Source organism: Vagococcus intermedius (assembly GCF_029144185.1).
In the GTDB taxonomy this organism is placed as follows: Bacteria; Bacillota; Bacilli; order Lactobacillales; family Vagococcaceae; genus Vagococcus_D; species Vagococcus_D intermedius.
On record NZ_CP110232.1, the window covers coordinates 980,088 to 1,005,188 of the forward strand.

Genomic DNA, 25,101 nt, shown 5'->3' on the forward strand with positions numbered 1-25,101 from the left:
TAAGCTTATTTTAGACCACATGTGGTAAAATAAAATATGACTTTATAAAAATAGCAAGATGAGTATTAGTGGTGGGCAATATTTTTTGTCTTGTTAATAAAATATGTCAAAAGAAAGAGCGTGAATGTATGAAAAAAAATAAAAAGTTTATTTCATATAAACAATATATTATCTCGCTAGTTTGTGTGGCAGTTATCGCAAGTGGTGGTGCTTATAAATTGGCGGAAATGACCTATGAAAAGGAGCGCCACCAATTCGAAGCAGCATTTCCTCATGCTGCAGAATTGAAAAAGTTTAATACATCATATGAAGCCATACGACAACAATATGTGGGTGATTACAAAAAAGAAGAGCTAGTAGATGGAGCGATAAAAGGGATGACATCTGCCTTATCTGATCCTTTTACAGATTATGTTGATGGTAAAGATTTAACAGATCTCAACACGACAATTAGTGGTAGTTTTGATGGGATTGGTGCCACGATGACACTAGAAAATGAGCAACCTATTATTGCGGAACCACCAATTAAAGGGTCTCCTGCAGAAAAAGCAAGATTAGAAGCACATGATATTATTTTGAAGATAGATGGAAAAGAGACTAAAGGCCAAATTTTATCAGAAATTATTGAGAAAATAAGAGGGAAAAAAGGCTCTGAATTAACATTGACTATGCAAAGAGGAGCGGATATTTTCGATGTTACCTTGGAACGTGATAGTATTGTAATTGATTCTGTTACAACAGAAATAGATAAGGATCATAAAGATATTGGAATTATTTCTATCAGCCATTTCTCTGAAACAACTGCTAAAGAGCTAAAAGCAGGCGTGAAAGGTTTAAGAAAGCAAGGAGCTAAAGGATTCGTCATTGATGTCAGACATAATCCTGGTGGCTTATTGGACCAAGTTGCTATTATGAGTAGTATGTTCCTTGAAGATAAAAAAACAATTGTCAAATTTGAGAATAAAGAAAAAGATAAAGAAACGTGGGTGGCAGGTAAGGAATTAGACAATGGCTTTAAAGTAACAGAACCGACAGTCGTTTTAGTTGATGGGAATAGTGCCAGTGCCTCAGAAATTTTTGCCGCAGCTTTAAATGAGTCTGCCGATGTCCCCATTGTCGGTAAAAAAACCTTTGGTAAGGGAACTGTCCAATCAGTTCAACCTTTATCGGAAGATAGTGATTTAAAGCTAACTACAAATAAATGGTTAACACCTAAAGGGACATGGATTCATAAAAAAGGAATAAAACCGACAATTGAGGCAGATTATCCAAGTTATGCTTACTTAGCCCCAATTGATAAAGGAACCGTTTATAGTTTGGGGATGGTCGCGCCTGTTATCAAGAACATTAATGGCATATTAAGTGGGTTAGATTATGAAGTAGAGCCAGACACAGAAGAATATACTGATTCTACTTTAGAAGCAGTTAAGAGCTTCCAACAAGCAAACGATTTGGAAATGACAGGTGAGATTGATGCTCTGACGGCAAATGCGCTAGAAGCACATCTGGCTAAAAAAATAAGTGAAAATGATAATGCGTACAAAAAAAGTGTCTCCGAAGTATTATTGCTGATGAAAAAATAAAAAGGTTACCTGTATGGTAGCTTTTTTATTATGAAAACCATTTATTTTTTTAAAATAGTAGCTATCTGTTATATTTTTTATTATCATGTAATTAAGTGAGATTGGAGGACAGTATGAAAGATAAGATTGTCGAAAATTTTTTTTATTGGACAAAAATGATAGTTTTAGCTAGTGTGATTGTCTTTTTAATTCGTGGTTTTGTCTTTATTCCCATGAAAGTGGATGGTAATTCAATGGCTAAAACATTAAAGCAAGATGACCAATTAGTTTATGAAAAATTTTCAGAAATCAAGCGGTTTGATGTCATTATATTCAAACAAAATGATGGGGCGACTTATATTAAACGTGTTATTGGTATGCCTGGTGAAAGAATTCAATATATTGATGACGAATTATTTGTAAATGAAAAAATAGTGGATGAAGAGTTTTTAGGTCAAGCAAAGATAAAACGCAGCAGCAACCAATACACAACTAATTTTGATACGTTGGATTTGTTAGAAAAACCAACCATTTCGGAAGATGCCTATTTTGTTTTAGGGGATAATCGAAGACTTAGTAAAGACAGTCGATCATTTGGTGAAGTGAAAAAATCTGAGGTTATTGGAAAAGCAGTGATGGTTTATTATCCAATTAAGCATTTTAAACTAATAAAGTAAGATAAGAGATGGAGTGAGTGTTTCACATGACGATTCAATGGTTTCCAGGTCATATGGCCAAAGCAAGAAGAGAAGTAACAGAAAAATTAAAATTTGTAGACATTGTCATCGAGTTAGTTGATGCCCGTTTACCTTTATCAAGTAGAAATCCAATGATGGATGAAATTGTTCAACAAAAACCACGATTGGTTATTTTAAATAAAGGTGACCTAGCTGATCCTCGTGAAAATCAAAAATGGCGTCAGTATTTTGAAAATAAAGGGTTTGCAGCTGTTATCGTTAATTCTCATGAAGGGAAAGGGATTAACCAAATTATTCCTGCCTGTAAGACTGTTTTAAAAGAAAAAAGAGAACGGCAACAAGCAAGAGGGATTAAACCTCAACCGATTAGAGCGATGATTATTGGAATTCCAAATGTTGGTAAGTCAACGCTTATGAATCGTTTGGTCAAAAAAAATATTGCTAGAACTGGGAACAAACCAGGTGTTACTAAAAGTCAACAGTGGTTAAAAGCTGGAACTGATATGGATCTTCTAGACACACCAGGAATTTTATGGCCTAAATTTGAGGACCAAGAAATGGGTCGCAAATTAGCAGTGACAGGGGCGATTAAAGATAATTTATTACATCTGGATGACTTAACTTTATACGCTTTAGAATTTTTAGGGAAACATTACCCTGAAGATTTAAAAAAACGTTATCAATTAACTGATGAGGATTTAGCGTTACCGACAGTTGAGCAATTACTATTAATAACTAAAAAACGAGGATTCAGGGATGACTATGACCGTGCTAGTGCGATGATTATTCAAGAAATCAGAAATGGCATGGTTGGGCGTTTTACTTTGGACCGATATGATGAGATGCGAGATGAGTTAGATGACTAAAAAAGATTCAATTAAAGTAGTAAAAGAGAAATTAGCTAGTATTACAAGCCAAACGGATTCTTATTTTAGAGCTTTACAGGAAGATGACCGTAAAGGTGTTCAAAAGTTATTAGCAACTTGGGAAATCAATCAAATTAAACAGGCTCAGATTAAAGAAAAAGCAGAAATGATTTTGGCTTATGAGCACGCTGCACAAGCCAAAGGCTATAGAATGATTGCCGGTATCGATGAGGTGGGTCGCGGACCACTAGCGGGTCCAGTTGTGGCTGCAGCTGTTATTTTACCAAAGGACTTTGAATTGTTAGAAATTGATGATTCAAAGAAATTATCTGAAAAGAAACGTGATATGTTCTACGACTTAATCTTAGAACAAGCTGTATCGGTAGGTATTGGAATTATCGATGAAAAAATCATTGATAAAATTAATATTTATGAAGCGACGAAGGAAGCTATGAAGTTAGCCGTAGCAAAATTATCATTTCCACCGGATTATTTATTGATTGATGCAATGAAATTAGAAAGCCTTCCAATACCTCAAGAATCCATTATTAAAGGTGATGCTAAGAGTGTCAGCATTGCTTCGGCAAGTATTATTGCAAAAGTAACAAGAGATCGTTTAATGAAATCTTTTGATACCAAGTACCCCGGCTATGGTTTTGCAAATAATGCAGGTTATGGGACGAAAGAACACCTTGAAGGTCTTGAAAAACTAGGCCCCTGTCCTATTCACCGTGAAACATTTGCCCCGGTAAAAAAATATTTAAACTAATAAAAATGAAACATCAATTTTTTACTTATCTTTATTATAAGACTAGTAGAAAGTGGGTGTTTTTTTTGAGTTCTTTAAAGTTTTTTATTTTTTTAATGAAGCACGTTGACTATTTGAGTAACGCTAAACTTTTGAAATTGATTTCAAAAGTTGATGAGTGTAATTGTTGGGAGATGACGACTAGAGAAATAGCCGGATTAGCAGAGATAGCAGCACCGAAACTAACTAAATTCTTAAAAAGTATGGAGATGATTTTTAATAGAAAAGATAGTTTGTATATGGAGTATTTATGTGGGGGATTTGTTACTATTTTAGATGATGATTATCCGAACACCTTACGTGAAATTTATAATCCTCCAGCCGCTTTTTTTTACCTGGGAGATATTGATCTATTAAAGTATAAATCGATAGCAATTGTAGGCGCTAGAGAGGCTACTTGGTACGGAAAAAGAGTGACTAGAGAATTAGTTCGCGGTTTGGTAGACAATTGTTTTGTGACGGTTAGCGGGATGGCTTTGGGGATCGATACCTATGTTCACGAGGAAACTATTATCGCAAAAGGCAAAACCATCGCCGTGGTGGGGTGTGGTTTTGATACAGTTTATCCAATAAAAAATGCTAGACTTCATGAAGAGATTGCTTGCAACCACTTAATCATAACAGAGTATATCAGGACATCACGACCACTTCCTTTTCACTTCCCATCTCGCAACAGAATTATCGCAGGGATTAGTAAGGGGACATGTATAGTAGAAGCGAAAAAACGGAGTGGCAGTTTGATAACTGCCCAATTAGCTTTAGATATGGGGCACGAGGTATTTGCTGTACCAGGCAACATTTTATTACCATCTTCAGAAGGGTGTCACAAACTGATTCAAGATGGTGCTAAATGCGTGACTTGTTTCTCTGATATTTTAGAAGAATTTTATAATTAAATTTGATTTTTTGAGGTAAATAACCATCTATTGTTGACAAACAGTTGGAATATGGCATAAGATTGTAACGATTCGATATATGAAAATATAATCAATGCGATGATTCAAAGTGAATAAATAAAGGTGGTAGTAAATTACATGGCGTATAAATATTTAGTAATCGTGGAATCACCAGCTAAAGCAAAAACAATCGAAAAATACCTAGGTAGGAATTATAAAGTCGTCGCTAGTGTTGGACATATTCGTGATTTACCAAAAAGTAAGATGGGTGTCGATATTGAAAATAATTATGAACCCCATTATATTTCAATCCGAGGTAAAGGACCTGTTATTAAAGAATTAAAGAAATTAGCAAAAAAAGCACAAAAAGTTTATCTTGCAAGTGACCCGGATAGAGAAGGGGAAGCTATTGCTTGGCATCTGGCACATTTGTTAGATTTGGACTTAGAGGATAAAAATAGAGTTGTATTTAACGAAATTACTAAAGAGGCTGTCAAGGCCGCTTTTAAAGAACCACGTTCAATCAATCTTGATTTAGTTGATGCGCAACAAGCTCGTCGTATCTTGGATCGTTTAGTGGGCTACTCAATTAGCCCAATTTTGTGGAAGAAAGTCAAAAAAGGTTTGAGCGCAGGTCGCGTTCAGTCAATTGCTTTGAAGATTATTTTAGAAAGAGAAGAAGAAATTCGCCAATTTGAGCCTGAAGAATACTGGAGTATTGCAGCTAATTTTCTTAAAAAACGGAAAAAATTCAAAGCGTCTTTTTATGGTGTAGATGGTAAAAAAACTAAACTAGCAACTGCTGAAGAAGTTAAAGCTGTCACTGATCGACTAGAAGGTGATGCGTATACTATTACTAAAATCACTAAAAAAGAACGTAAACGAAATCCTGCAAAACCATTTACTACAAGTAGCTTACAGCAAGAAGCAGCCAGAAAATTGAATTTTAGAACACGTAAAACTATGATGGTTGCGCAACAGTTGTATGAGGGGATCGCCTTAGGGAAACAAGGAACAGTCGGTTTGATTACCTACATGCGTACCGATTCAACTCGCTTGTCTAACACTGCTAAAAATGAAGCAGCTAGTTTTATTGAGGAGACGTACGGAGCAGAATACGCTATTGGCTTTAAAGAAACATCAAGTAAAGAAAAAGGAGCTCAAGATGCTCATGAAGCGATTCGTCCCTCTAGTATTTTAAGAACTCCAGAGTCTGTCAAGCAATATTTAGATAAGGATCAGTTTAAATTGTACAACTTAATTTGGTCTAGGGTAGTTGCTAGCCAAATGACCTCTGCCGTTTTAGACACTATGCGGGTCAATTTAGAACAAAATGGGGTTATGTTTGTTGCCAATGGTTCTAAAATAAAATTTCCTGGGTTTATGAAAGTTTACATTGAAGGAAATGATGAAGGCAAAGAAGAAAAAGAAAATATCCTACCAGAATTAGACGAGGGTGAAGAAGTTAAAGCAGTTGATTTAGAACGTAAGCAACACTTTACTCAACCACCGGCACGTTTTAGTGAGGCAACTTTAATTAAAACGCTTGAAGAGAATGGTGTAGGACGCCCTTCAACTTATGCACCAACCCTTGAAACTATCCAGAGACGCTACTACGTTAAATTGGTAAGCAAGCGATTTGAACCAACGGAATTAGGTGAAATCGTAAATGGTTTGATTGTTGAGTTTTTCCCAAGGATTGTTGATATCAATTTTACGGCTCAAATGGAAGAAGATTTAGATAAAATCGCGGAACATGAAGAACAGTGGAAAGAGGTCGTTGATCGCTTCTATAAACCTTTTGCAATTGAGTTAGATTCTGCAGAGGAAAATATGGAAAAAATCCAAATCAAAGATGAACCAGCGGGTTTTGACTGCGAAGAGTGTGGTCATGAGATGGTTATTAAATTAGGTCGCTACGGTAAATTTTATGCGTGTAGTAATTTTCCTGATTGCCGTAATACTAAAGCAATTGTTAAAGAAATCGGTGTAAAATGTCCTACTTGTAAAAAAGGAGAGGTAATCGAGCGTAAATCAAAGAAAAATAGATTGTTTTATGGTTGCAGTGATTATCCTGAATGTGAGTTTACTTCATGGGATAAACCGATTGGTCGTGACTGTCCAAAATGTTCTCATTATTTAGTTGAGAAGAAAATTAAGGGCGGAAAACAAGTTTTATGTAGTGATTGTGACTACAAAGAAGATATTCAAAAATAAAAATGAGACGGCAGATCGTTGCGACCTGTCGTTTCTTATTTGAAATAATAGGAGATGAGATAATGACAACACAAACAGTAACAGTTATTGGAGCAGGATTAGCAGGTAGTGAAGCAGCATGGCAAGCCGCAGAATCAGGCGTAAAAGTTAAGTTATATGAAATGCGTAAGGTGAAAAAGTCACCTGCCCATCATACGGATAAATTTGCAGAATTAGTATGTTCGAATTCATTGCGGGGGAATAATTTAACAAATGCAGTTGGTTTACTAAAGGAAGAAATGCGCCAGTTTGATTCTGTCATTATCGGTTCAGCTGATGCTACCGCAGTGCCAGCCGGAGGTGCCTTAGCAGTCGATCGCGAAAATTTCTCTCAAATGGTAACCGACAGAGTTCGTAATCACCCTAATATCACAGTATTAGACGAAGAGATGACAGAAATTCCTGAGGGAATTGTCATTATAGCGTCGGGTCCCTTAACTTCAGAGGCATTAGCAGACCAGATAGCTACCTTTACCGAATCAGAAGGCCTGTATTTCTACGATGCAGCTGCACCAATTATTGAAAAATCTACTATTGATATGGATAAAGTATATTTAAAGTCACGTTACGATAAGGGAGAAGCAGCTTACTTAAATTGTCCGATGAACAAAGAAGAATTCACCGCTTTCCGTGAGGCTCTGATCACTGCAGAAGTAGCACCTTTAAAAGAGTTTGAAAAAGAAAAATATTTTGAAGGTTGTATGCCAATTGAGGTAATGGCTGATCGTGGAGAAAAAACAATGTTATTTGGACCTCTAAAACCTGTTGGGTTAGAAGACCCTAAAACTGATAAACGTCCATATGCAGTCATTCAATTACGTCAAGATAATGCAGCAGCTTCGCTCTTTAATATTGTTGGCTTCCAAACTCATTTGAAGTGGGGAGAACAAAAACGAATTATTCAAATGATTCCTGGTTTAGAGAATGCTGAGATTGTACGTTATGGTGTTATGCATCGTAATACTTTTATGAATTCTCCAGAATTATTACAACCAACTTATCAAGCACGTAAACGCTCAAACTTGTTCTTTGCAGGTCAAATGACTGGAGTGGAAGGATATGTTGAAAGTGCAGCTAGCGGTATGGTTGCAGGGATGAACGCAGCTCGTTTAGCCAAAGGAGAAGAGTTAATAGAATTCCCACGCGAGACGGCAATTGGAAGCATGGCGTATTATATTACACATACGGCAGGCAAACATTTTCAACCAATGAATGCTAACTTTGGTATTTTCCCAGAACTACCAACCAAGATCCGTGATAAGAAAGATCGTTACGCGGCAATTGCAGAACGTGCACTAAAGGCAACTGAAAAAATAGTTTCAAATAAAAATTAATAAAAAAAGCTCAGTATTTTACTGAGCTTTTTTTATTAGAATGTGAAAAACAAGCTTTCACTTCCTATCTAAATAACGTATACTAATAAACGAGTCTTAAAAAAATAAGGACAGGTGTTATTATGAAAATTCATATTGTTGGGCCAGTAGGTTGTGGGAAAACTAGGTTAGCTGTAGCCTTGGCACAAAATTTTGATATTCCGCATTATGAGTTAAATGCTATTATGCTAAAAGATGATACAGGGAAATTAGAACAAGATAGTGCTACAGCCAAGGCTCAGTTAACTAAACAATTATTGAGTAGTAGTTGGATTTTTGAAAGTAGTGTTGACGAGTTATTTGATAACTATTTTTCTGAAGCAGATATTATTGTCGTATTAGATACGCCATCGTACAAAAATCGCTGGCAAATAGTCTCAGGTTTTTTTAAAGAAAAATTAAATAATGTGAAAAATAAAATAGCTTATGATAATAAATTTGATAAAACTTTTAATGACATGAAAAAACAATTACAGGCAGAAAAAGAGTATCGTAAAGTGAAACGAGGTAATTTAATTGATCAGTTAATGCCTTTTGAATCAAAGGTTATCGTGTACACTAGTGCTAATATTGCATTTGAAGATCTGGTCGAACATGTCTTAAAGGATGATTAAAAAACTACTAATACTCTGTTAGTAGTTTTTTTGGTGACTTTATTTAGCCTAAAGTTTGAGTAAAATGTGACAAACTATGAAAAAAAGAGCAAATTTATATTAAATTAATTGTATTCAAATTTTTGTTATGATACATTATCTTTGTGTTAGAAAGTGGGGAGAGTAGAGTGAGTAGAGACTGGGTTAAAGATTTTTTAGATTATTTAGTTGTCGAACGGCAGTATTCGCTAAAAACTAAAGAAGCGTATGAAGAAGATATAAGAAACTTTTTAGCTTTTTTACATGAAACGTGTGAGACAAATTACCTAGAAGTATCTTATCAAGATGTTAGAATTTATCTCTCATATTTGTATGATAAACAGTACAGTCGTAACTCAATTGGTCGAAAAATATCTAGTTTACGTTCTTTTTATCAATTTTTATTGAGACAAGAAGCAACTTTAACCAATCCCTTTTCCTATGTACAGATGCGAAAAAAGCAATTACGTTTACCACGCTTTTTTTATGAAAAAGAGGTAGATGCTTTATTTCAAACAGTATCAGGTGACGAACCGTTAACTATACGAGATGCGGCTTTGCTAGAAGTATTATATGGGACAGGTTTGCGAGTAAGCGAGTGTGCCAATTTAAAATTGAGAGATATTGATTTTGAAACCAATGTTCTCTTAATCCATGGTAAAGGAAATAAAGAACGCTATGTCCCGTTTAGTTCATATATTGAAGCTGCGTTGATCCGTTATTTTGAAGAAAGCCGAACGAGTTTGATGACGCATTATCAAAAAGATCACTCTTATGTATTTGTAAATCATCGTGGTGATCAGTTGACACCTGCGGGTATTACGTATATTTTAAAACAAATTATCAAAAAAAGTAGTCTGACTACTGAAATACATCCGCATATGTTACGACATACTTTCGCAACACACTTATTAAATAATGGTGCAGATATGCGTACTGTTCAAGAGTTATTAGGTCATGAAAGTTTGGCTTCAACTCAAATATATGCGCATGTGACTAAAGAAAAATTACAACAAAGCTATCGTAATTTTCATCCTAGAGCTTAATTAGGTAATAGGTGAATTAATAGAGGGCTTAGTTAATCAGGAGGATTATAATTATGGGATATACAACTTTTCATTCAACAACGATATGTGCAGTTGAAAAAGATGGAAAATTTGCAATGGCTGGAGATGGTCAAGTAACAATGGGCGAGTCTGTTGTTATGAAAGGGACAGCTAAAAAAGTTAGACGTATCTATAATGGCGAAGTTGTTGTCGGTTTTGCAGGAAGCGTAGCTGATGCATTCAATCTAGAGGGCAAATTTGAAGCAAAACTTAATGAATATAAAGGAAATTTGATGCGTGCAGCTGTTGAACTAGCAATGGAATGGCGTTCAGATAAAATGATGCAAAAGTTAGAAGCTATGTTGATCGTGATGAATGATAAAGAGATGCTAGTTGTATCTGGAACAGGTGAAGTGATTGCGCCAGACGATGGCATCTTAGCTATTGGTTCAGGTGGTAATTACGCTTTAGCAGCAGCTAGAGCGATGAAACGTCACGGGCATGACAAGCTATCAGCAGGAGACATCGCAAGAGAAGCACTCCATGTCGCTGGAGACATTTGTGTCTTTACAAACCATAATATTATCGTAGAAGAATTATAGAGGGGTAAAATAATGACTAATACAAACAAAACACCAAAACAAATTGTAAGTGAATTAGATAAATTTATAATTGGCCAAAATACAGCTAAAAAAGCAGTAGCAGTTGCTCTTAGAAATCGTTATCGTCGCATGTTACTAGACGAAGATATGCAACAAGAAGTAACACCGAAAAATATGCTAATGATTGGCCCAACAGGTGTCGGAAAAACAGAAATTGCACGTCGATTAGCTAAAATTATTGAAGCACCTTTTGTTAAAGTTGAAGCGACTAAGTTTACAGAAGTTGGTTATGTAGGACGTGATGTTGAATCAATGGTACGTGATTTAGTTGAAGCAAGTATCAAGATTGTAGAAAAAACGCAACACAGTCAAGTCTATGCACAAGCTAAAAAACAAGCAGAGGATCGCTTAGTTAAATTACTAGTACCTGGTATTAAAAAGGAACAAAAAAAGTCAACCAACCAATTTGAGGCTATGATGCAAATGGTGAATTCTATGCAAGCTGGTCAAACAGAAGAAAAAGAAGAAGTTAACGAAACGATTAAAACTAACCGCCGAACAATTGCTGAAGAGTTAGCTAAAGGTAATTTAGAATCGCGGGAGGTCTCAATTGAAATTGATGAACCTAAAAAAGCAGCCCCAATGATGAATAACGGTTTAGAACAAATGGGGATTGATCTAGGAGATACACTGAACTCTCTTGCACCTAAAAAACGTATTAAACGAACGCTAACGGTGAAAGAAGCACGAGATATTTTAATCCGAGAAGAGTCTGATAAATTAATTAATAAAGGTGACTTGTACAGTGAGGCAATCAAGTTAGCTGAAAATAACGGAATTATCTTTATCGATGAATTTGATAAAATCACATCACGTTCACAACAATCAGGCGAAGTGTCACGAGAAGGTGTCCAGCGAGACATTTTACCAATTGTCGAAGGATCGCAAGTAACAACTAAATATGGTGTGATTTCAACAGACCATATTTTATTTATTGCTTCAGGGGCCTTTCATTTAAGTAAGCCTAGTGATTTAATTCCAGAACTTCAAGGGCGTTTTCCAATCCGTGTTGAGCTGGATGATTTAAGTGCTGATGATTTTGTTAAAATTTTAACAGAGCCAGATAATGCAATCGTCAAACAATATATTGCACTATTAGGAACAGAAAATATTGATGTCACATTCACTATGGAAGCTGTAGAGCGCATTGCTCAGATAGCTTATGATGTTAATAGTGAAACGGATAACATTGGTGCACGTCGTTTACATACCATCTTAGAAAAATTATTGGAAGACCTATTATTTGAAGCCTCAGATATGCAAATGGGCGACATTGTTATCACTGAAAATTATGTAGATGAGAAATTAGGGCATATTGCGAAAGACGAAGATTTAAGTCGCTACATTTTATAAAAAATAATTAATATGCTGGAGAAAGAGGAGTAGGAATGAACTGGACAATTGAGAATGAAAAACTCACAGCATCTTTTAAACAAAAAGGTGGCGAGCTAACGAGTTTGAAGAGTAAAGAAACAGGAATCGAATATTTATGGCAGGGGGATCCTAAGTTTTGGGCACGTCAGGCACCAGTCTTGTTTCCTTTTGTCGGACGGCTAAAGAATGATTCATATGTTTATAATAACAACTCTTACGATGTGGGGCAGCATGGATTTGCAAGAGATTTAGACTTTGAAGTTTATGAACAAACAGCGGAGGCATTATCACTTGTTTTAAGAAGCTCTGATACGACAAAAAAAATGTATCCCTTTGATTTTGAATTGATTCTAAGCTATCATTTGGAAGGCTCGAGTTTAGTTTGTGGTTATGAAGTAAGGAACCTCTCTACTGAAATTATGTATTTTTCAATAGGGGGTCATCCAGCTTTTAATTTACCACTAGATGAGACAAGCCAGTTTACTGATTATTATTTCCGTTTCGCTCCTAAAAAATCACGTATACAACTGCCTTTAGTCGGTCCATATGTTGATTTGGAAAATAAAACATTAGGTCAAACTAATACAGATATTGCGATTAGTCATGATTTGTTTAAAAATGATGCACTGATTTTTGAAACACCTGGTTCTCAAAGCATAAGTATTTGTTCGGATAAATCCGTTCATAGTATTACGTTATCGTATACTGATATGCCTTATGTGGGTCTGTGGAGTCCGAACGTAGAGGATGCCCCATTTGTTTGCATTGAACCTTGGTGCGGTATTGCTGATACAGTGTCTACTAAGGGGACGTTAGAAGATAAGTTAGGAATTAATCGTTTGGATAAAAATGAAACATTTTTATCTGACTATACAATTACTCTTAAATAACAGTAAAAAAGAGACTTCAGATGATCATCTGAAGTCTCTTTTTTTAGAATAATGTCAAAGGATCAACGTAATCGTGGCCTTGTGACGTAGCAACATCTAGGTTAGTTAAGTGATGTTGATAAGTATTGAGTCCCTTAAGGAGAGCTTCATTGGCATGTAGTGAAGCATTCAAACCAAGATTTGCTAGCTGTAAAATATAAGGAAGGGTCACATTCGCTAGTGCATTAGTTGCCGTTTTAGGAACAGCGCCTGGCATATTAGCAACAGCATAATGTTGCACGCCATATTTTATATAAACTGGTTCATCGTGGGTAGTTGTATGGTCGATGCTTTCAAAAATCCCACCTTGATCGATAGCAACATCAATGATTACTGAACCGACTGTCATATTTTTAACCATGTCAGTTGTCACTAACTTAGGAGCTGTTTGTCCAGGAATTAGGACGCACCCAATAACTAAATCAGCAGTGGCAACGACTTTCGAAATATTTTGTGGTGTAGATATGAGTGTTTGAATTTTAGTTCCAAATTGGTTTTCAAGTTGAGCGAGTCTTTGAGGATTGATATCCAAAATAGTCACATTAGCACCGATCCCTACTGCAATTTGGGCTGCATTAGCACCGGCTGTTCCTCCTCCGATAATAACAATTGATCCTTTAGCAACTCCGGGAACTCCGGATAACAAAAGACCTTTTCCACCAGGTTTTTCTTCTAAAAAATGAGCACCAGTTTGCACAGATAGCCTTCCAGCTATTTCACTCATTGGGATTAATAGTGGGAGGTTTTTATTATTTAATTGAATTGTTTCATAAGCAAGAGAGGTAGTACCAGAATCAAGCAAGGCTTTTGTTAACTGTGGATTAGGAGCGAGATGTAAGTAGGTAAATAAAATTAAATGATCGTTTAGAAAATGATATTCACTAGTAAGGGGCTCTTTGACTTTAATGACGATTTCAGCTGACCAAATTTCTTCGGGTGTTTGAACAAGTGTGGCACCTGCATCAAGATAATCGGTATCTAAAAATCCCGATCCGACACCTGCTAGAGTTTCTACCAAGACTAAGTGATTAAAACTTATCAGTTGTTTGACACCATCAGGAGTGAGACTTACACGATTTTCATGATTTTTAATTTCTTTTGGTATTCCAATAATCATATCATTTCCCTCTTTCTTTATGCCCTTAAACACTTCAAGTATAGCACCTGACTCCAGATAAACTAAGCTTTATTTCATTAATAACAAACAAAAAAGATGATACTTTTAAGATAAGCATCATCTTTTATCCAGTGCTGTTATTTTTTTTTGGTACCTAGGCCAAAAGGAACACGACTTTCTGTTCCGTTCAAAATCCGTTTAATATTTTCTCTGTGTCGGATGAAAATAAAAATAGTCAGCCCGCATGCGATTATTATCAGTAACCAATCAAGTTCTGGTAAGACTGTCGGCCAAATAAATGGTAGGACAAAGGTGGATAGAGTGATTAATACTGCACTAACCATGCTTGTTAAACTAACCATACTTGTAATTAATAGTGAGAATATAAAAATTGAGGCTGAGTAAATAAAAAACAAAGGTTGATAACCTAATAACATTCCTGCGCTAGTGGCAACTGCTTTACCACCTTTAAAGCCAGCAAAAATTGGAAAAGTATGTCCCATAACTGCAGCCAAACCAATCCATAGAGGATTAATATCACTGTGTAGAAGTTGAGGGAGACAAGTGGCTAAAGTTCCTTTTAAAATATCCATCAAAAGAACAGTAGTACCGGCTGTTTTACCTAAAACTCGAAAGGTATTAGTAGTGCCAGAATTACCACTGCCAAATTGACGAGGATCTTTTTTGAAAAAAAATTTGCCAATCCATACACCAGAAGGAATTGAACCAAGCAGATACCCGATGATAACCATAAAGAAAATTGTCATGAAGTCAAAACTCCTCTAATTATTAAATATAAACTAGCCATTATTTTACCACGAATAGGAAAAATGAACAATCATTCTGAAAGAGATTAATAAAAGATAAGTGATTATTTGTGAATGTGACAGAAAAGGAACGACTTAAACGCGGATTTCAATTGACTTTTGTTACTGATTAAGGGAAAATAGGAGTGTTATTAATGTATTCATAAAAAATGAGGTGAAATTCCTCAACAGCCCCCGCCTACTGTATATCTACTTGGTTAGATTAGTCAGACTTTTATGAGTGTAATTGAATAAGTATTGTGGGAAATCGGTTTTAAGTATGTTGTATAACATGACCATTTTCTTAAGAATGGTCATTTTTTTGTATAATTTTTTATTTGATCCTAAGGAGGCGTGGTATGCGTTTTATAAATCAAAATGTTTTGGCAACCTATCATCCAGTTATTTGTTTATTGTATTATGTCATAGTATTAACGACTACCATGTTTACTACTAACCCAATTGTTCGAGGGATTTCTTTATTTGGAGCCTTAGTAGCTTGTCTGTTAACGATTGATCGTAATCGTTTAGTAAAAAATATCAGATTAGCTATTGGAGTTTGTTTAGTATCAGCTATATCTAATTTTTTATTGGTACATAGTGGTAAAACAGAACTTTTTAATTGGTCTGTTGAGCTTTTTGGTAAAGTATTTAATTATTCTTTTACATGGGAAGCCCTTTTTTATGGTTTTTCATTTGGGATTATGATGGCAGCAGTGTTATTGTGGTTTCAAACGATTAATGAAGTTTTAAGTTCAGATAAAATTGTGTTTTTATTTGGTCGATGGGCACCTAAAATTGCTTTAGTTATTTCTATGGTAATGCGTTTTATCCCCTTATTTCAAAAGCAACTCTTAACAATTCAAAGCGCTCAAAAAGGGTTGGGTGTAACTGTAACAGATAATAAAAAGCAGCAAATGCTTCATGGTAAAGATACGTTTAATAGTTTATTATCATGGGCATTAGAAAATGCGATTGATACGTCTGATTCGATGAATGCACGTGGATTTGGTCTGAAAAACAGGACTAATTTTACAATTTATCAATTTAGACGTCGAGATATTTGGTTTTTAAGTTTAGTGATTGGCTTAATGATGGCAACCTTATACTTTATCAATAACCAAACATTTAGTTTTTATTATTATCCAAGACTAAGACAAATGGTAGAACCTATCGAGGGCGCAATCGGCTATTTGACAATCAGCTTATTGATGCTAGTTCCCTTATTAGTAGAACTGAAGGAGAGAGTGAAATGGCATTACTTGAAATCAAAAATTTGAATTTTTCTTATCCAAAGCAACATGATTTAGTCTTAGAAGGGATAAATTTAAAAATAGAACAAGGGGAGTTCATCGTCGTATGTGGTGAATCAGGTAGTGGGAAAAGTACCTTATTAAGACTGTTAAAAAGAGAGTTAGCACCTCATGGTAACGTGACAGGTGATATTTATTATCAAGGAAAACCGGTTCAAGAGATGGCCGATTATGAATCAGCTTCTAAAATCGGATTTGTGATGCAAAATCCTGAAACACAAATAGTGACAGATAAAGTCTGGAGCGAGTTAGCATTTGGTTTAGAAAATCTGGGAGTAGCACCACAAGTAATTAGAAGTAGAGTTGGGGAGATGGCTAATTATTTTGGGATTCATGAATGGTTCAAACAGGATACGGCTGGATTATCCGGAGGGCAAAAACAAATATTAAATTTGGCTTCAGTATTGGTTATGCAACCTGATATTTTAATCTTAGATGAACCAACAGCTCAACTAGACCCGATTGCAGCAGCTGACTTTATGAAAACATTACACCAATTAAATCAAGAAATGAATATTACTATTGTTATCGTCGAACATCGCTTAGAAGAGCTCTATTCCCTTGCAACTAAAATTGTTTTATTAGATAAAGGTCATCTCGTGTTGGAGGGGACGCCGCGAGTGGTTGGGAAAGAAATGTTAAAGACGCTTAATAACAAAAAAATGTTAGCTGGTTTTCCAGCTTCTTTAAGACTCTATTATGATTTGAATATTCCAGACACCCCACCATTAAATGTAAAAGAAGGAATTAGCTTCTTAAAAAAGCATTACCAAGGACACGTGGTTGCGCAACAAGATTCTGATAGTGAAGGAAAACTAACGGCCCCCGTTATTGCAGAATTATCTGATATTTGGTTCAGATATAATCGTAAAGGAAAAGATATCTTAACTGATGTTAATTTAAAGGTTCATCAAGGAGAAATATTTTGTTTATTAGGTGGTAATGGGTCTGGAAAAAGTACGCTACTTAATGTGTTGAGTGGTATTCATAAAGCTTATGAAGGTCGCGTTAAATTATTTGGAAAACGTTTAGCTTCGTATAAACCATCTGAAATTTATGGAACTAAGTTAGCCGTCTTGCCACAGAATCCATTAGCTTTATTTATTGATGAAACAGTTGAGGATGATTATAAAAATCTGTGTCAGTCAGTAGGGTATAGTAAAGAGGATACTAATAAAAAAATAGAAGAAATAGTATCTTTATTAGAGATTCAGTCATTATTATCACGGTATCCGTATGATGTTAGTGGCGGTGAACAGCAAAAAATTGCTTTGGGTAAAATTTTATTATTGGATCCAGAATTTATTTTATTAGATGAGCCTACCAAAGGAATTGACGCGCATGCTAAAAATAATTTTGGGGATATCTTAAAAACATTACAAGCCAAAGGTAAAACTATCTTTATGGTCACCCATGATACTGAATTTGCCGCTGCATATGCCAGTCGGTGTGCTTTATTTTTTGATCAACAAGTAGTGTCTTTAAACACACCTGTCGGTTTTTTCTCATCGAATTATTTTTACACAACCCCAGCTAATAAAATAGCTAGAGATTTGTATCCTTCAGCGATAACAGTTGATGATATTGTCAATTTTTGCCGCATAGAAGAGAGGAACAACAAATGAAAAAATACCAACAATTATTAAACGTTGCGATTTATTTTATCTTAATCCCTATGCTACTTATTTTTGGTTTTTTTATTTTGCGCGACAAACAGTATAACTTAATTTCAATGAGTATTGTTATATTGATGTGTGTGCCATTTTTTATAGCATATGAAAAAAAAGAAAGTACGTCTAGAGAACTTGTTTTATTAGCTATTATGGTGTCATTGGCAGTTGTGGGGAGAACAGCTTTTTTCTTCTTACCAGCACTAAATCCAATGGCAGCAATGGTCATTTTAGCAGGTGTTTATTTAGGTCCTGATTTAGGGTTTATGACAGGTGCCTTATCGCCACTTATATCTAATATGATTTTTACGCAAGGACCATGGACTCCCTTTCAAATGTTTTCTTATGGTTTGGTAGGATTTATCGCAGGTTGGCCTTTTATTGCAAAATTGGCTAAAAAAAATCGAGTGATACTGAGTTTACTGGGCATTTTAGTAGGTGTTTCATATTCACTATTAATGGATATATGGACAGTTCTATCAATGGATAGGAGTTTCAGTATTGAAAGATATTTAGTGGTGATTACACAAGCGATTCCTTTTACAATTAGTTATTTGATTGCTAACGTGACATTTTTAAATATACTTAATACAGCTATCGGGACACGAATCGAACGTGTCAAAATGAAATACGGTATTAACATCTAATGTTGATGTTAACTATAGATAAAAAGAAAAGAATGGAGCGGTAAAAATGAAAAATTTAACAAAATTAATGATGGTTGCTTTAGCAGGTCTTGCTTTAGCAGGGTGTGGTAAACAAGAAGAGGCTGGCAATAAGACAGATTCATCAGCCCCTAAGACAGAGCAAAAAGCGACAAAATCAGATAAAGAAGAAGGTAAATTCAAAATCACGTTAAATGAAGATGATAAAGAAATTACATCTAAAGAACTATCATTTAAAGAAGGCGATTTTCTACAAGATGTTATGGAAAATGAGTTTGATATTTTAGAAGAAAATGGTATGATTTCAGCTATTGATGGTCATGAGAAAAATGACAAAGAACAAAAATATTGGTTATATGAAGTAAACGGAGAGCAACCAACAGTAGGGGCTAAAGAGTACAAATTAAAAGATGGCGATAAAATCGTCTTTGATTTAAAAAAATTAGATATGTAAACAAGATAAAAAAGACTAGTAAACTATTAACGTTTACTAGTCTTTTTTATTTCGTCTTCACCCAGTCTTGTCATTAAAGAGGGTAACCATGAATCCAAACTTGTCACTGAATATCCTTGTTTTTTTAATAGTGATGTATCTAAAGGTTCATCGTATTTTGAGAAAGGTGAAGGTGTCTGAGTTGAATCATAAATGACTGTTAATTCATCTAAATTAAGGGCCATTTTTAGAGCAATGATAAAGTCTTTAGTCGAATAAATCTGATCAGAAGCTAAATTAATAGGACCAGTTAAGTTGTTAAGGATAATAAATTCTAACATGCTTGGAATTTCCGAAGCGCGTACAAAACTAAAACGACCCGTTTTTCTACGAAAGACAATCGTTTCTTTAGCAAGGGCTGCTTTCACGTAAAAATGAAGACGTTCAGTATAATCATCATCATCTAACACAATTGGAAAGCGTAAATAAGTTACCTTACCAGGATAATTATGAGCGAGATAACTTTCTGCTTCGCGTTTTCCTTCACCATATTCATAATCACTATCACTGGTAGCTTCAGTATGGTAATTTTCAGGAATAAAATCACTCTCTTTATAGCCATCAAGCGAAGCTTCCCCTTGGTAGGTTGCTAAACTTGAGGTAACTAAGTAGTGTTGGACATCTGTCAAATAGTGACAAGCAATTTTAGCATCATTTTGTGTAAAACAAATATTATCAAATACAATATGCCAATGTTGATTTTGAATCTCTTTCCATCCAATGTGTGAATAATCCCCTCGATCAATAATTAAGCGAGAAACCTCTTGTCCGAAGCTATCAGGGGTTGTCCCTCTAGTTGCAATGGTGACGTCATAACCAAGGTTTAGGAAATGTGTGACTACTTTTTTTCCAAAAAAGCGAGTGCCACCAAATATTAATATTTTTTTCATTTATCGACCCTCCATATTTAATCATTATCAATTCTATTATAAACGATTACTCATCTAAATTATAGAAAGAGCTTGTTTTAAAAAAACAAACTAACAGAAAATTCACAATTTTGAAGATGGAAAACTCTTTTCAAATAGTAGGATTTAGAGTATGATGAATCATGGTGTAGTAAAAGCCTAGTTAAATCAGGCTTTTAGCTAACGCAATAGTTTGATATGAGGGAGTTATACAATGTCAAAAAAAATAAATAATGAGTATAATGATGCTTCCATTCAAGTCTTAGAAGGACTGGAAGCAGTTCGTAAAAGACCAGGTATGTATATTGGTTCGACTGATTCACGTGGTTTGCATCATCTAGTGTATGAAATTGTTGATAATGCTGTTGATGAAGCATTATCAGGATATGGAAATGAGATAGAGGTTACGATTCATAAAGATAATAGTATTAGTGTCCAAGATTTTGGACGCGGGATGCCTGTTGGAATGCATGCATCAGGAGTACCCACGGTTCAAGTTATTTTCACGGTGCTACATGCCGGAGGGAAATTTGGGCAAGGAGGTTATAAAACATCAGGTGGCTTACATGGTGTTGGTGCCAGCGTAGTAAATGCTTTATCAGAGTGGCTGACCGTTTCAATCGTTCGAGAGGGCATTGAGTATGAACAACAGTTTGTTGAAGGGGGTAAACCACAAGGTACCTTGAAAAAAATAGGAAAAACATCAAGAAAGAATGGAACATTCATTCATTTTTTACCAGATAAAACTATTTTTTCAACGACAAAATTTTCATATGAAACGCTTGCTGAAAGGTTACGTGAATCAGCTTTCCTATTACGAGGTGTCAAAATAACAATCCGTGATGAACGTCAAGATGAGACTGTAGAAGAGGTTTTTCATTTTGAAGAAGGTATTAAAGAATTTATTACGTATTTAAATGAAGATAAAGATGATTTAACGCCAGTTATTTACTTTTCCGGAGAAAAAGAAGGCATTGAGACCGAGTGTGCTTTTCAATATAACGATGGCTATTCAGAAAATATTTTATCATTTGTTAATAATGTCCGAACTAAAGATGGTGGGACACATGAAGTTGGTATGAAAACGGCATTAACTAAAACATTTAATGAATACGCTCGTAAAGTTGGTTTGTTAAAAGAAAAAGATAAAAACCTCGAAGGTAGTGATTTTAGAGAAGGGTTAACGGGTGTTGTCTCTGTTAGAATTCCAGAACACTTGCTACAGTTTGAAGGTCAAACAAAAGGGAAGTTAGGGACGCCTCTTGCTCGTTCCGTTGTCGAATCGACCATTAGTGACCAAATGGTTTTCTATTTGCAAGAAAATAGTGACATAAGTCAAATGTTGATTCGTAAAGCGATTAAAGCGCGTGAGGCTCGTGATGCAGCCCGCAAGGCACGGGAAGAAAGCCGAACAGGTAAAAAGAAACGTAAAGGTGAATCTCTTCTTTCAGGGAAGTTGACACCTGCTCAGTCTCGTAATCCTAAACGAAATGAATTGTATTTAGTCGAAGGAGACTCTGCTGGGGGATCGGCCAAACAAGGTCGAGATCGTAAATTCCAAGCAATCTTGCCTCTAAGAGGTAAAGTTATCAATACAGAAAAGGCTAAAATTCAAGATGTTTTAAAAAATGAAGAAATTAACACGATGATTTATACAATTGGTGCAGGAATAGAACCTGATTTTTCATTGGAAGATTGTAATTATGATAAAGTGATTATTATGACTGATGCAGATACCGATGGTGCTCATATTCAAGCCTTACTATTAACTTTTTTCTATCGCTTTATGAAACCTTTAGTGGAAGCTGGAAAAGTTTATATTGCCTTACCTCCATTATATAAAGTATCAAAAGGAACAGGGAAGAAAGCAGTTATTGAGTATGCTTGGACAGATGAGGAACTTGCTAAGATTACTGAAAAGATGGGCAAGGGCTACATGATTCAACGTTATAAAGGGTTAGGTGAAATGAATGCAGATCAATTGTGGGAGACGACAATGGATCCTGAGACTAGAACCCTTATACGAGTCACTTTAAATGAAGAAGACGGTGAAGCTGGAAGTAATGAGCGGATTGTTTCAACTTTAATGGGTGATAAAGTTGATCGTCGTCGTCGATGGATTGAAAATAATGTTGCCTTTACAATGGAAGAAGAAGGCAGTATTTTAGAGAATAAAGAAGAGGTAGCAGAAGTAACACCAATCGAAGAAAAGATTGAAACAAAAGATAATCAAGAAGAGATCTTGAAAGAAATAAGGTTATTTGAGTTTGACGAGTAGGGAGATGAGATAATATGAACGCACGAGATGATATTCAAGAGCTAGCGCTTAAGGATGTGATGGGTGACCGCTTTGGTCGTTATTCAAAATATATTATCCAAGAACGTGCCTTGCCAGATATTCGAGACGGTCTAAAACCTGTACAACGCCGTATTTTATATGCGATGTCTCAAGATGGCAATACGTTTGATAAAGGATTCCGTAAGTCTGCTAAATCAGTAGGAAATATTATGGGTAATTACCATCCTCATGGGGATAGTAGTATTTATGAAGCGATGGTTCGTATGAGCCAAGATTGGAAATTACGTGATGTTTTAATTGAAATGCATGGTAACAATGGTAGTATGGATGGCGATCCACCAGCTGCAATGCGTTATACAGAAGCTCGTTTATCCAAATTGAGCGGTGAATTATTAGCCGATATTGAAAAAGATACTGTGGAGTTTGTTTGGAATTTCGACGATACTGAAAAAGAACCAACAGTTTTACCGGCAAAATACCCTAATTTATTGGTGAATGGTTCAACAGGGATTTCAGCGGGCTATGCCACAGAAATTCCAACACATAATTTAGGTGAAATTATTGCGGGTACGATTTATTTAATTGATCATCCTAATGCAACCTTGGATAAGTTGATGACTTATATTCCAGGACCAGATTTTCCAACGGGTGGTATTTTACAAGGTAAAAAAGAGCTAAAACAAGCTTACGGAACAGGTAAGGGACGTGTTGTTTTACGCTCAGTTACAAAAATTGAACCACTAAAAGGTGGCAAACAACAAATTGTTATTAACGAAATCCCATACGAGGTTAATAAAGCAAATTTAGTTAAAAAGATGGATGAAATTCGTTTAAACAAAAAAGTAGATGGAATTGCGGAGGTTCGTGACGAAAGCGACCGGACTGGACTCCAGATTGTTATAGAGCTGAAAAAAGATACCAACGCTGAGGGTATTTTGAATTATTTATTTAAAAATACTGATTTGCAAGTCAACTATAATTTCAATATGGTAGCAATCGATGCTCAACGACCTCAACAAGTAGGATTGAAGCAAATTTTAGAGGCCTATGTAACGCATAGAAAACAAGTGATTGTTCGTCGTAGTGAGTTTGAACTAGCAAAAGCACGTAAACGTCAACATATTGTCGAAGGCCTTATTAAGGCGTTGTCAATTTTAGATGAAGTAATTGCAACAATTAGAGCTAGTAAAGATAAAAAAAATGCTAAAGTTAATTTGGTAACTAACTATCAATTTACTGAAGAACAAGCAGAGGCGATTGTCTCACTTCAATTATATCGCTTAACTAATACTGACATTACTGCCTTAGAAGAAGAAGCTCGTGAGCTAGCTGAAACGATTACTAAACTATTAGCTATTTTGAATGATGAGGAGACGCTTTTAACAGTTTTAAAAACAGAATTACGTGAAGTGAAAAAAAATTATGCAACGCCACGTAAGACCTTGATTGAAGAAGAAATTCAAGAAATTATTGTCAATACAGAAATCTTAATTGCTCAAGAAGAAGTGATGGTAACTGTTACAAACGAAGGCTATTTAAAACGAACTAGTTTGCGTTCTTATGGCGCCTCTAGTCCTGAAGAGATTGGAATGAAAGAAACGGACTATTTAGTTTTTGGTAAGCAATTAAATACGTTAGAACATGTCTTGATTGTAACCAATCAAGGGAATATGATTTATCGTCCAGTCCACGAATTACCAGATTTACGTTGGAAGGATGTTGGGGAACATATTTCTCAACAAATTTCAGGTTTGTCGGCAGATGAAAAAATAATAGCGGTGTTTGATTACCAAAAACTGTCTGAAACTAGGTCCTTTGTCTTTATCAGTCGCTATGGTTTAATTAAACAAACGAAGATGGTAGATTTCTCTCCTTGGCGTTCATACAAGGGTCGTCCAACTATTTGTATGAATTTAAAAGATGAGAAGGAAGAAATTGTAAATTGTTACTTAGTAAAAGATGATGACCCATTAGATGTCTTCTTAGTAACTACTAAAGGTTTTGGGTTACGTTATCCTTTAGCCGAGGTACCAGTAGTAGGAGCTAGAGCAGCAGGCGTCAAATCAATTAATCTCAAAGAAGATGATTATGTCGTGAATGGCGTTTTAGTTGTTCCTGATGGTGATACCGCAGTGACGATTGTGACTCAACGTGGCGCAGTTAAGCGAATGCTCGCCCAAGAAATACCACCATTGAGTAGAGCTAAGAGGGGGTTAATGGTAATTAGGGAACTAAAAGCCCACCCACACCGTATTGTATATATGACACCTTCTAGTCAGCAACCTGAGTTAGATATTACCACGCAAAATAACACACGTTACCGTGTGTCAGAAAACGATTTTCCGATAAGTGATCGAACGTCAAATGGGTCATTTATTGGAGATGAGAAAAAAGATGGTCAGATTTTTGATATCCATCAGGTTATCCAAGCTAAACTTCGTGAAAATAACGAATAGAATTTAAGACGTTTTATTGTTTTATGATTTTTAAAAGTGAGCAATCGCCAGGTTGCTCACTTTTTTTATGCTAAACGTTTTATTGTTGGTAGGTTAAACGTTTACAAAAGATAGTTCTGTTATAGAAAATTCAACTTAAAAATCGTCTGTATTAGTACAGTTATAAAAAGATTGAGGAACAGAAACGGCCTTTTTTTTTGATAGTTTGTTAAAAAATGTTCAAATATAAAACGTTGATATGACAGCTTTTGTAGTGTTTTTTATATTAAAAA

The 25,101-nt window shown here is 35.3% G+C and carries 21 protein-coding genes; 18 read left to right on the forward strand and 3 right to left on the reverse strand.

Going from position 1 to position 25,101, the window contains the following annotated elements; all coding sequences use genetic code 11:
* Positions 1-128: 128 nt before the first annotated feature.
* The 12 genes from OL234_RS04530 to OL234_RS04585 all read left to right on the forward strand — a co-directional run bounded on the left by OL234_RS04530 (position 129) and on the right by OL234_RS04585 (position 13,063).
* Positions 129-1,583, forward strand: a complete 1,455-nt coding sequence (locus OL234_RS04530; RefSeq protein WP_275469966.1) for a S41 family peptidase — start codon at positions 129-131, stop codon at positions 1,581-1,583.
* A gap of 113 nt (positions 1,584-1,696) precedes the next feature.
* Positions 1,697-2,239, forward strand: a complete 543-nt coding sequence (lepB, locus tag OL234_RS04535) for a signal peptidase I (protein WP_275469967.1) — start codon at positions 1,697-1,699, stop codon at positions 2,237-2,239.
* A 26-nt stretch (positions 2,240-2,265) separates the two neighbouring features.
* Entirely contained in the window at positions 2,266-3,126 is an 861-nt protein-coding gene (gene ylqF / locus OL234_RS04540) for a ribosome biogenesis GTPase YlqF (protein WP_275469968.1), read from the forward strand.
* Positions 3,119-3,895, forward strand: coding sequence for a ribonuclease HII (gene rnhB / locus OL234_RS04545; protein WP_275469969.1), 777 nt, complete (start codon positions 3,119-3,121; stop codon positions 3,893-3,895). Before ylqF ends, rnhB begins: the two co-directional genes overlap by 8 nt.
* Before the next feature lie 173 nt (positions 3,896-4,068).
* Complete coding sequence (gene dprA / locus OL234_RS04550; protein WP_275469970.1) at positions 4,069-4,830, forward strand: DNA-processing protein DprA; 762 nt, start codon at positions 4,069-4,071, stop codon at positions 4,828-4,830.
* Positions 4,831-4,968: 138 nt separating this feature from the next.
* Positions 4,969-7,047: a type I DNA topoisomerase gene (gene topA, locus OL234_RS04555; RefSeq protein WP_275469971.1), complete on the forward strand. Its 2,079-nt coding sequence runs from the start codon at positions 4,969-4,971 to the stop codon at positions 7,045-7,047.
* Between the two features lie 62 nt (positions 7,048-7,109).
* Positions 7,110-8,420: an FADH(2)-oxidizing methylenetetrahydrofolate--tRNA-(uracil(54)-C(5))-methyltransferase TrmFO gene (trmFO, locus tag OL234_RS04560; RefSeq protein WP_275469972.1), complete on the forward strand. Its 1,311-nt coding sequence runs from the start codon at positions 7,110-7,112 to the stop codon at positions 8,418-8,420.
* A 122-nt stretch (positions 8,421-8,542) separates the two neighbouring features.
* Positions 8,543-9,073, forward strand: a complete 531-nt coding sequence (locus OL234_RS04565) for an AAA family ATPase (protein WP_275469973.1) — start codon at positions 8,543-8,545, stop codon at positions 9,071-9,073.
* 167 nt (positions 9,074-9,240) lie between these two features.
* Entirely contained in the window at positions 9,241-10,137 is an 897-nt protein-coding gene (xerC, locus tag OL234_RS04570) for a tyrosine recombinase XerC (protein WP_275469974.1), read from the forward strand.
* Positions 10,138-10,190: 53 nt separating this feature from the next.
* Positions 10,191-10,739, forward strand: coding sequence for an ATP-dependent protease subunit HslV (gene hslV, locus OL234_RS04575; RefSeq protein WP_275469975.1), 549 nt, complete (start codon positions 10,191-10,193; stop codon positions 10,737-10,739).
* A gap of 12 nt (positions 10,740-10,751) precedes the next feature.
* A complete protein-coding gene (gene hslU / locus OL234_RS04580; RefSeq protein ID WP_275469976.1) occupies positions 10,752-12,152 on the forward strand; it encodes an ATP-dependent protease ATPase subunit HslU in 1,401 nt (466 codons plus the stop codon).
* 35 nt (positions 12,153-12,187) lie between these two features.
* Entirely contained in the window at positions 12,188-13,063 is an 876-nt protein-coding gene (locus OL234_RS04585) for an aldose 1-epimerase family protein (RefSeq protein ID WP_275469977.1), read from the forward strand.
* 43 nt (positions 13,064-13,106) lie between these two features.
* Here the strand turns inward: OL234_RS04585 and ald are convergent, their stop codons facing one another.
* Both ald and plsY read right to left on the reverse strand, forming a co-directional pair.
* Positions 13,107-14,219 carry an alanine dehydrogenase gene (gene ald, locus OL234_RS04590; RefSeq protein ID WP_275469978.1) on the reverse strand — a complete coding sequence of 371 codons (1,113 nt, stop codon included), beginning with the start codon at positions 14,217-14,219 and terminating at the stop codon, positions 13,107-13,109.
* 137 nt (positions 14,220-14,356) lie between these two features.
* Positions 14,357-14,986, reverse strand: coding sequence for a glycerol-3-phosphate 1-O-acyltransferase PlsY (plsY, locus tag OL234_RS04595; RefSeq protein WP_275469979.1), 630 nt, complete (start codon positions 14,984-14,986; stop codon positions 14,357-14,359).
* Positions 14,987-15,384: 398 nt separating this feature from the next.
* On the opposite strand from plsY, the gene OL234_RS04600 reads away from it, so the two are divergent.
* The 4 genes from OL234_RS04600 to OL234_RS04615 are packed head-to-tail and all read left to right on the forward strand — an operon-like array spanning position 15,385 to position 19,127.
* Positions 15,385-16,305, forward strand: a complete 921-nt coding sequence (locus OL234_RS04600) for an energy-coupling factor transporter transmembrane component T (protein WP_275469980.1) — start codon at positions 15,385-15,387, stop codon at positions 16,303-16,305.
* Entirely contained in the window at positions 16,278-17,963 is a 1,686-nt protein-coding gene (locus OL234_RS04605; protein ID WP_275469981.1) for an ABC transporter ATP-binding protein, read from the forward strand. Before OL234_RS04600 ends, OL234_RS04605 begins: the two co-directional genes overlap by 28 nt.
* Positions 17,960-18,655, forward strand: a complete 696-nt coding sequence (locus tag OL234_RS04610) for an ECF transporter S component (RefSeq protein ID WP_275469982.1) — start codon at positions 17,960-17,962, stop codon at positions 18,653-18,655. Before OL234_RS04605 ends, OL234_RS04610 begins: the two co-directional genes overlap by 4 nt.
* Before the next feature lie 46 nt (positions 18,656-18,701).
* A complete protein-coding gene (locus tag OL234_RS04615; RefSeq protein WP_275469983.1) occupies positions 18,702-19,127 on the forward strand; it encodes a DUF4430 domain-containing protein in 426 nt (141 codons plus the stop codon).
* 26 nt (positions 19,128-19,153) lie between these two features.
* Here the strand turns inward: OL234_RS04615 and OL234_RS04620 are convergent, their stop codons facing one another.
* Positions 19,154-20,056, reverse strand: a complete 903-nt coding sequence (locus OL234_RS04620; RefSeq protein ID WP_275469984.1) for a Rossmann-fold NAD(P)-binding domain-containing protein — start codon at positions 20,054-20,056, stop codon at positions 19,154-19,156.
* 232 nt (positions 20,057-20,288) lie between these two features.
* Between OL234_RS04620 and parE the strand changes: the two genes are divergently transcribed.
* Together parE and parC are read left to right on the forward strand one after the other, a co-directional pair.
* Positions 20,289-22,352 carry a DNA topoisomerase IV subunit B gene (parE, locus tag OL234_RS04625; protein ID WP_275469985.1) on the forward strand — a complete coding sequence of 688 codons (2,064 nt, stop codon included), beginning with the start codon at positions 20,289-20,291 and terminating at the stop codon, positions 22,350-22,352.
* Positions 22,353-22,366: 14 nt separating this feature from the next.
* The gene (gene parC, locus OL234_RS04630) at positions 22,367-24,829 is read left to right on the forward strand and encodes a DNA topoisomerase IV subunit A (RefSeq protein WP_275469986.1); all 2,463 of its coding nucleotides are present in this window, start codon (positions 22,367-22,369) and stop codon (positions 24,827-24,829) included.
* Positions 24,830-25,101: the final 272 nt, after the last annotated feature.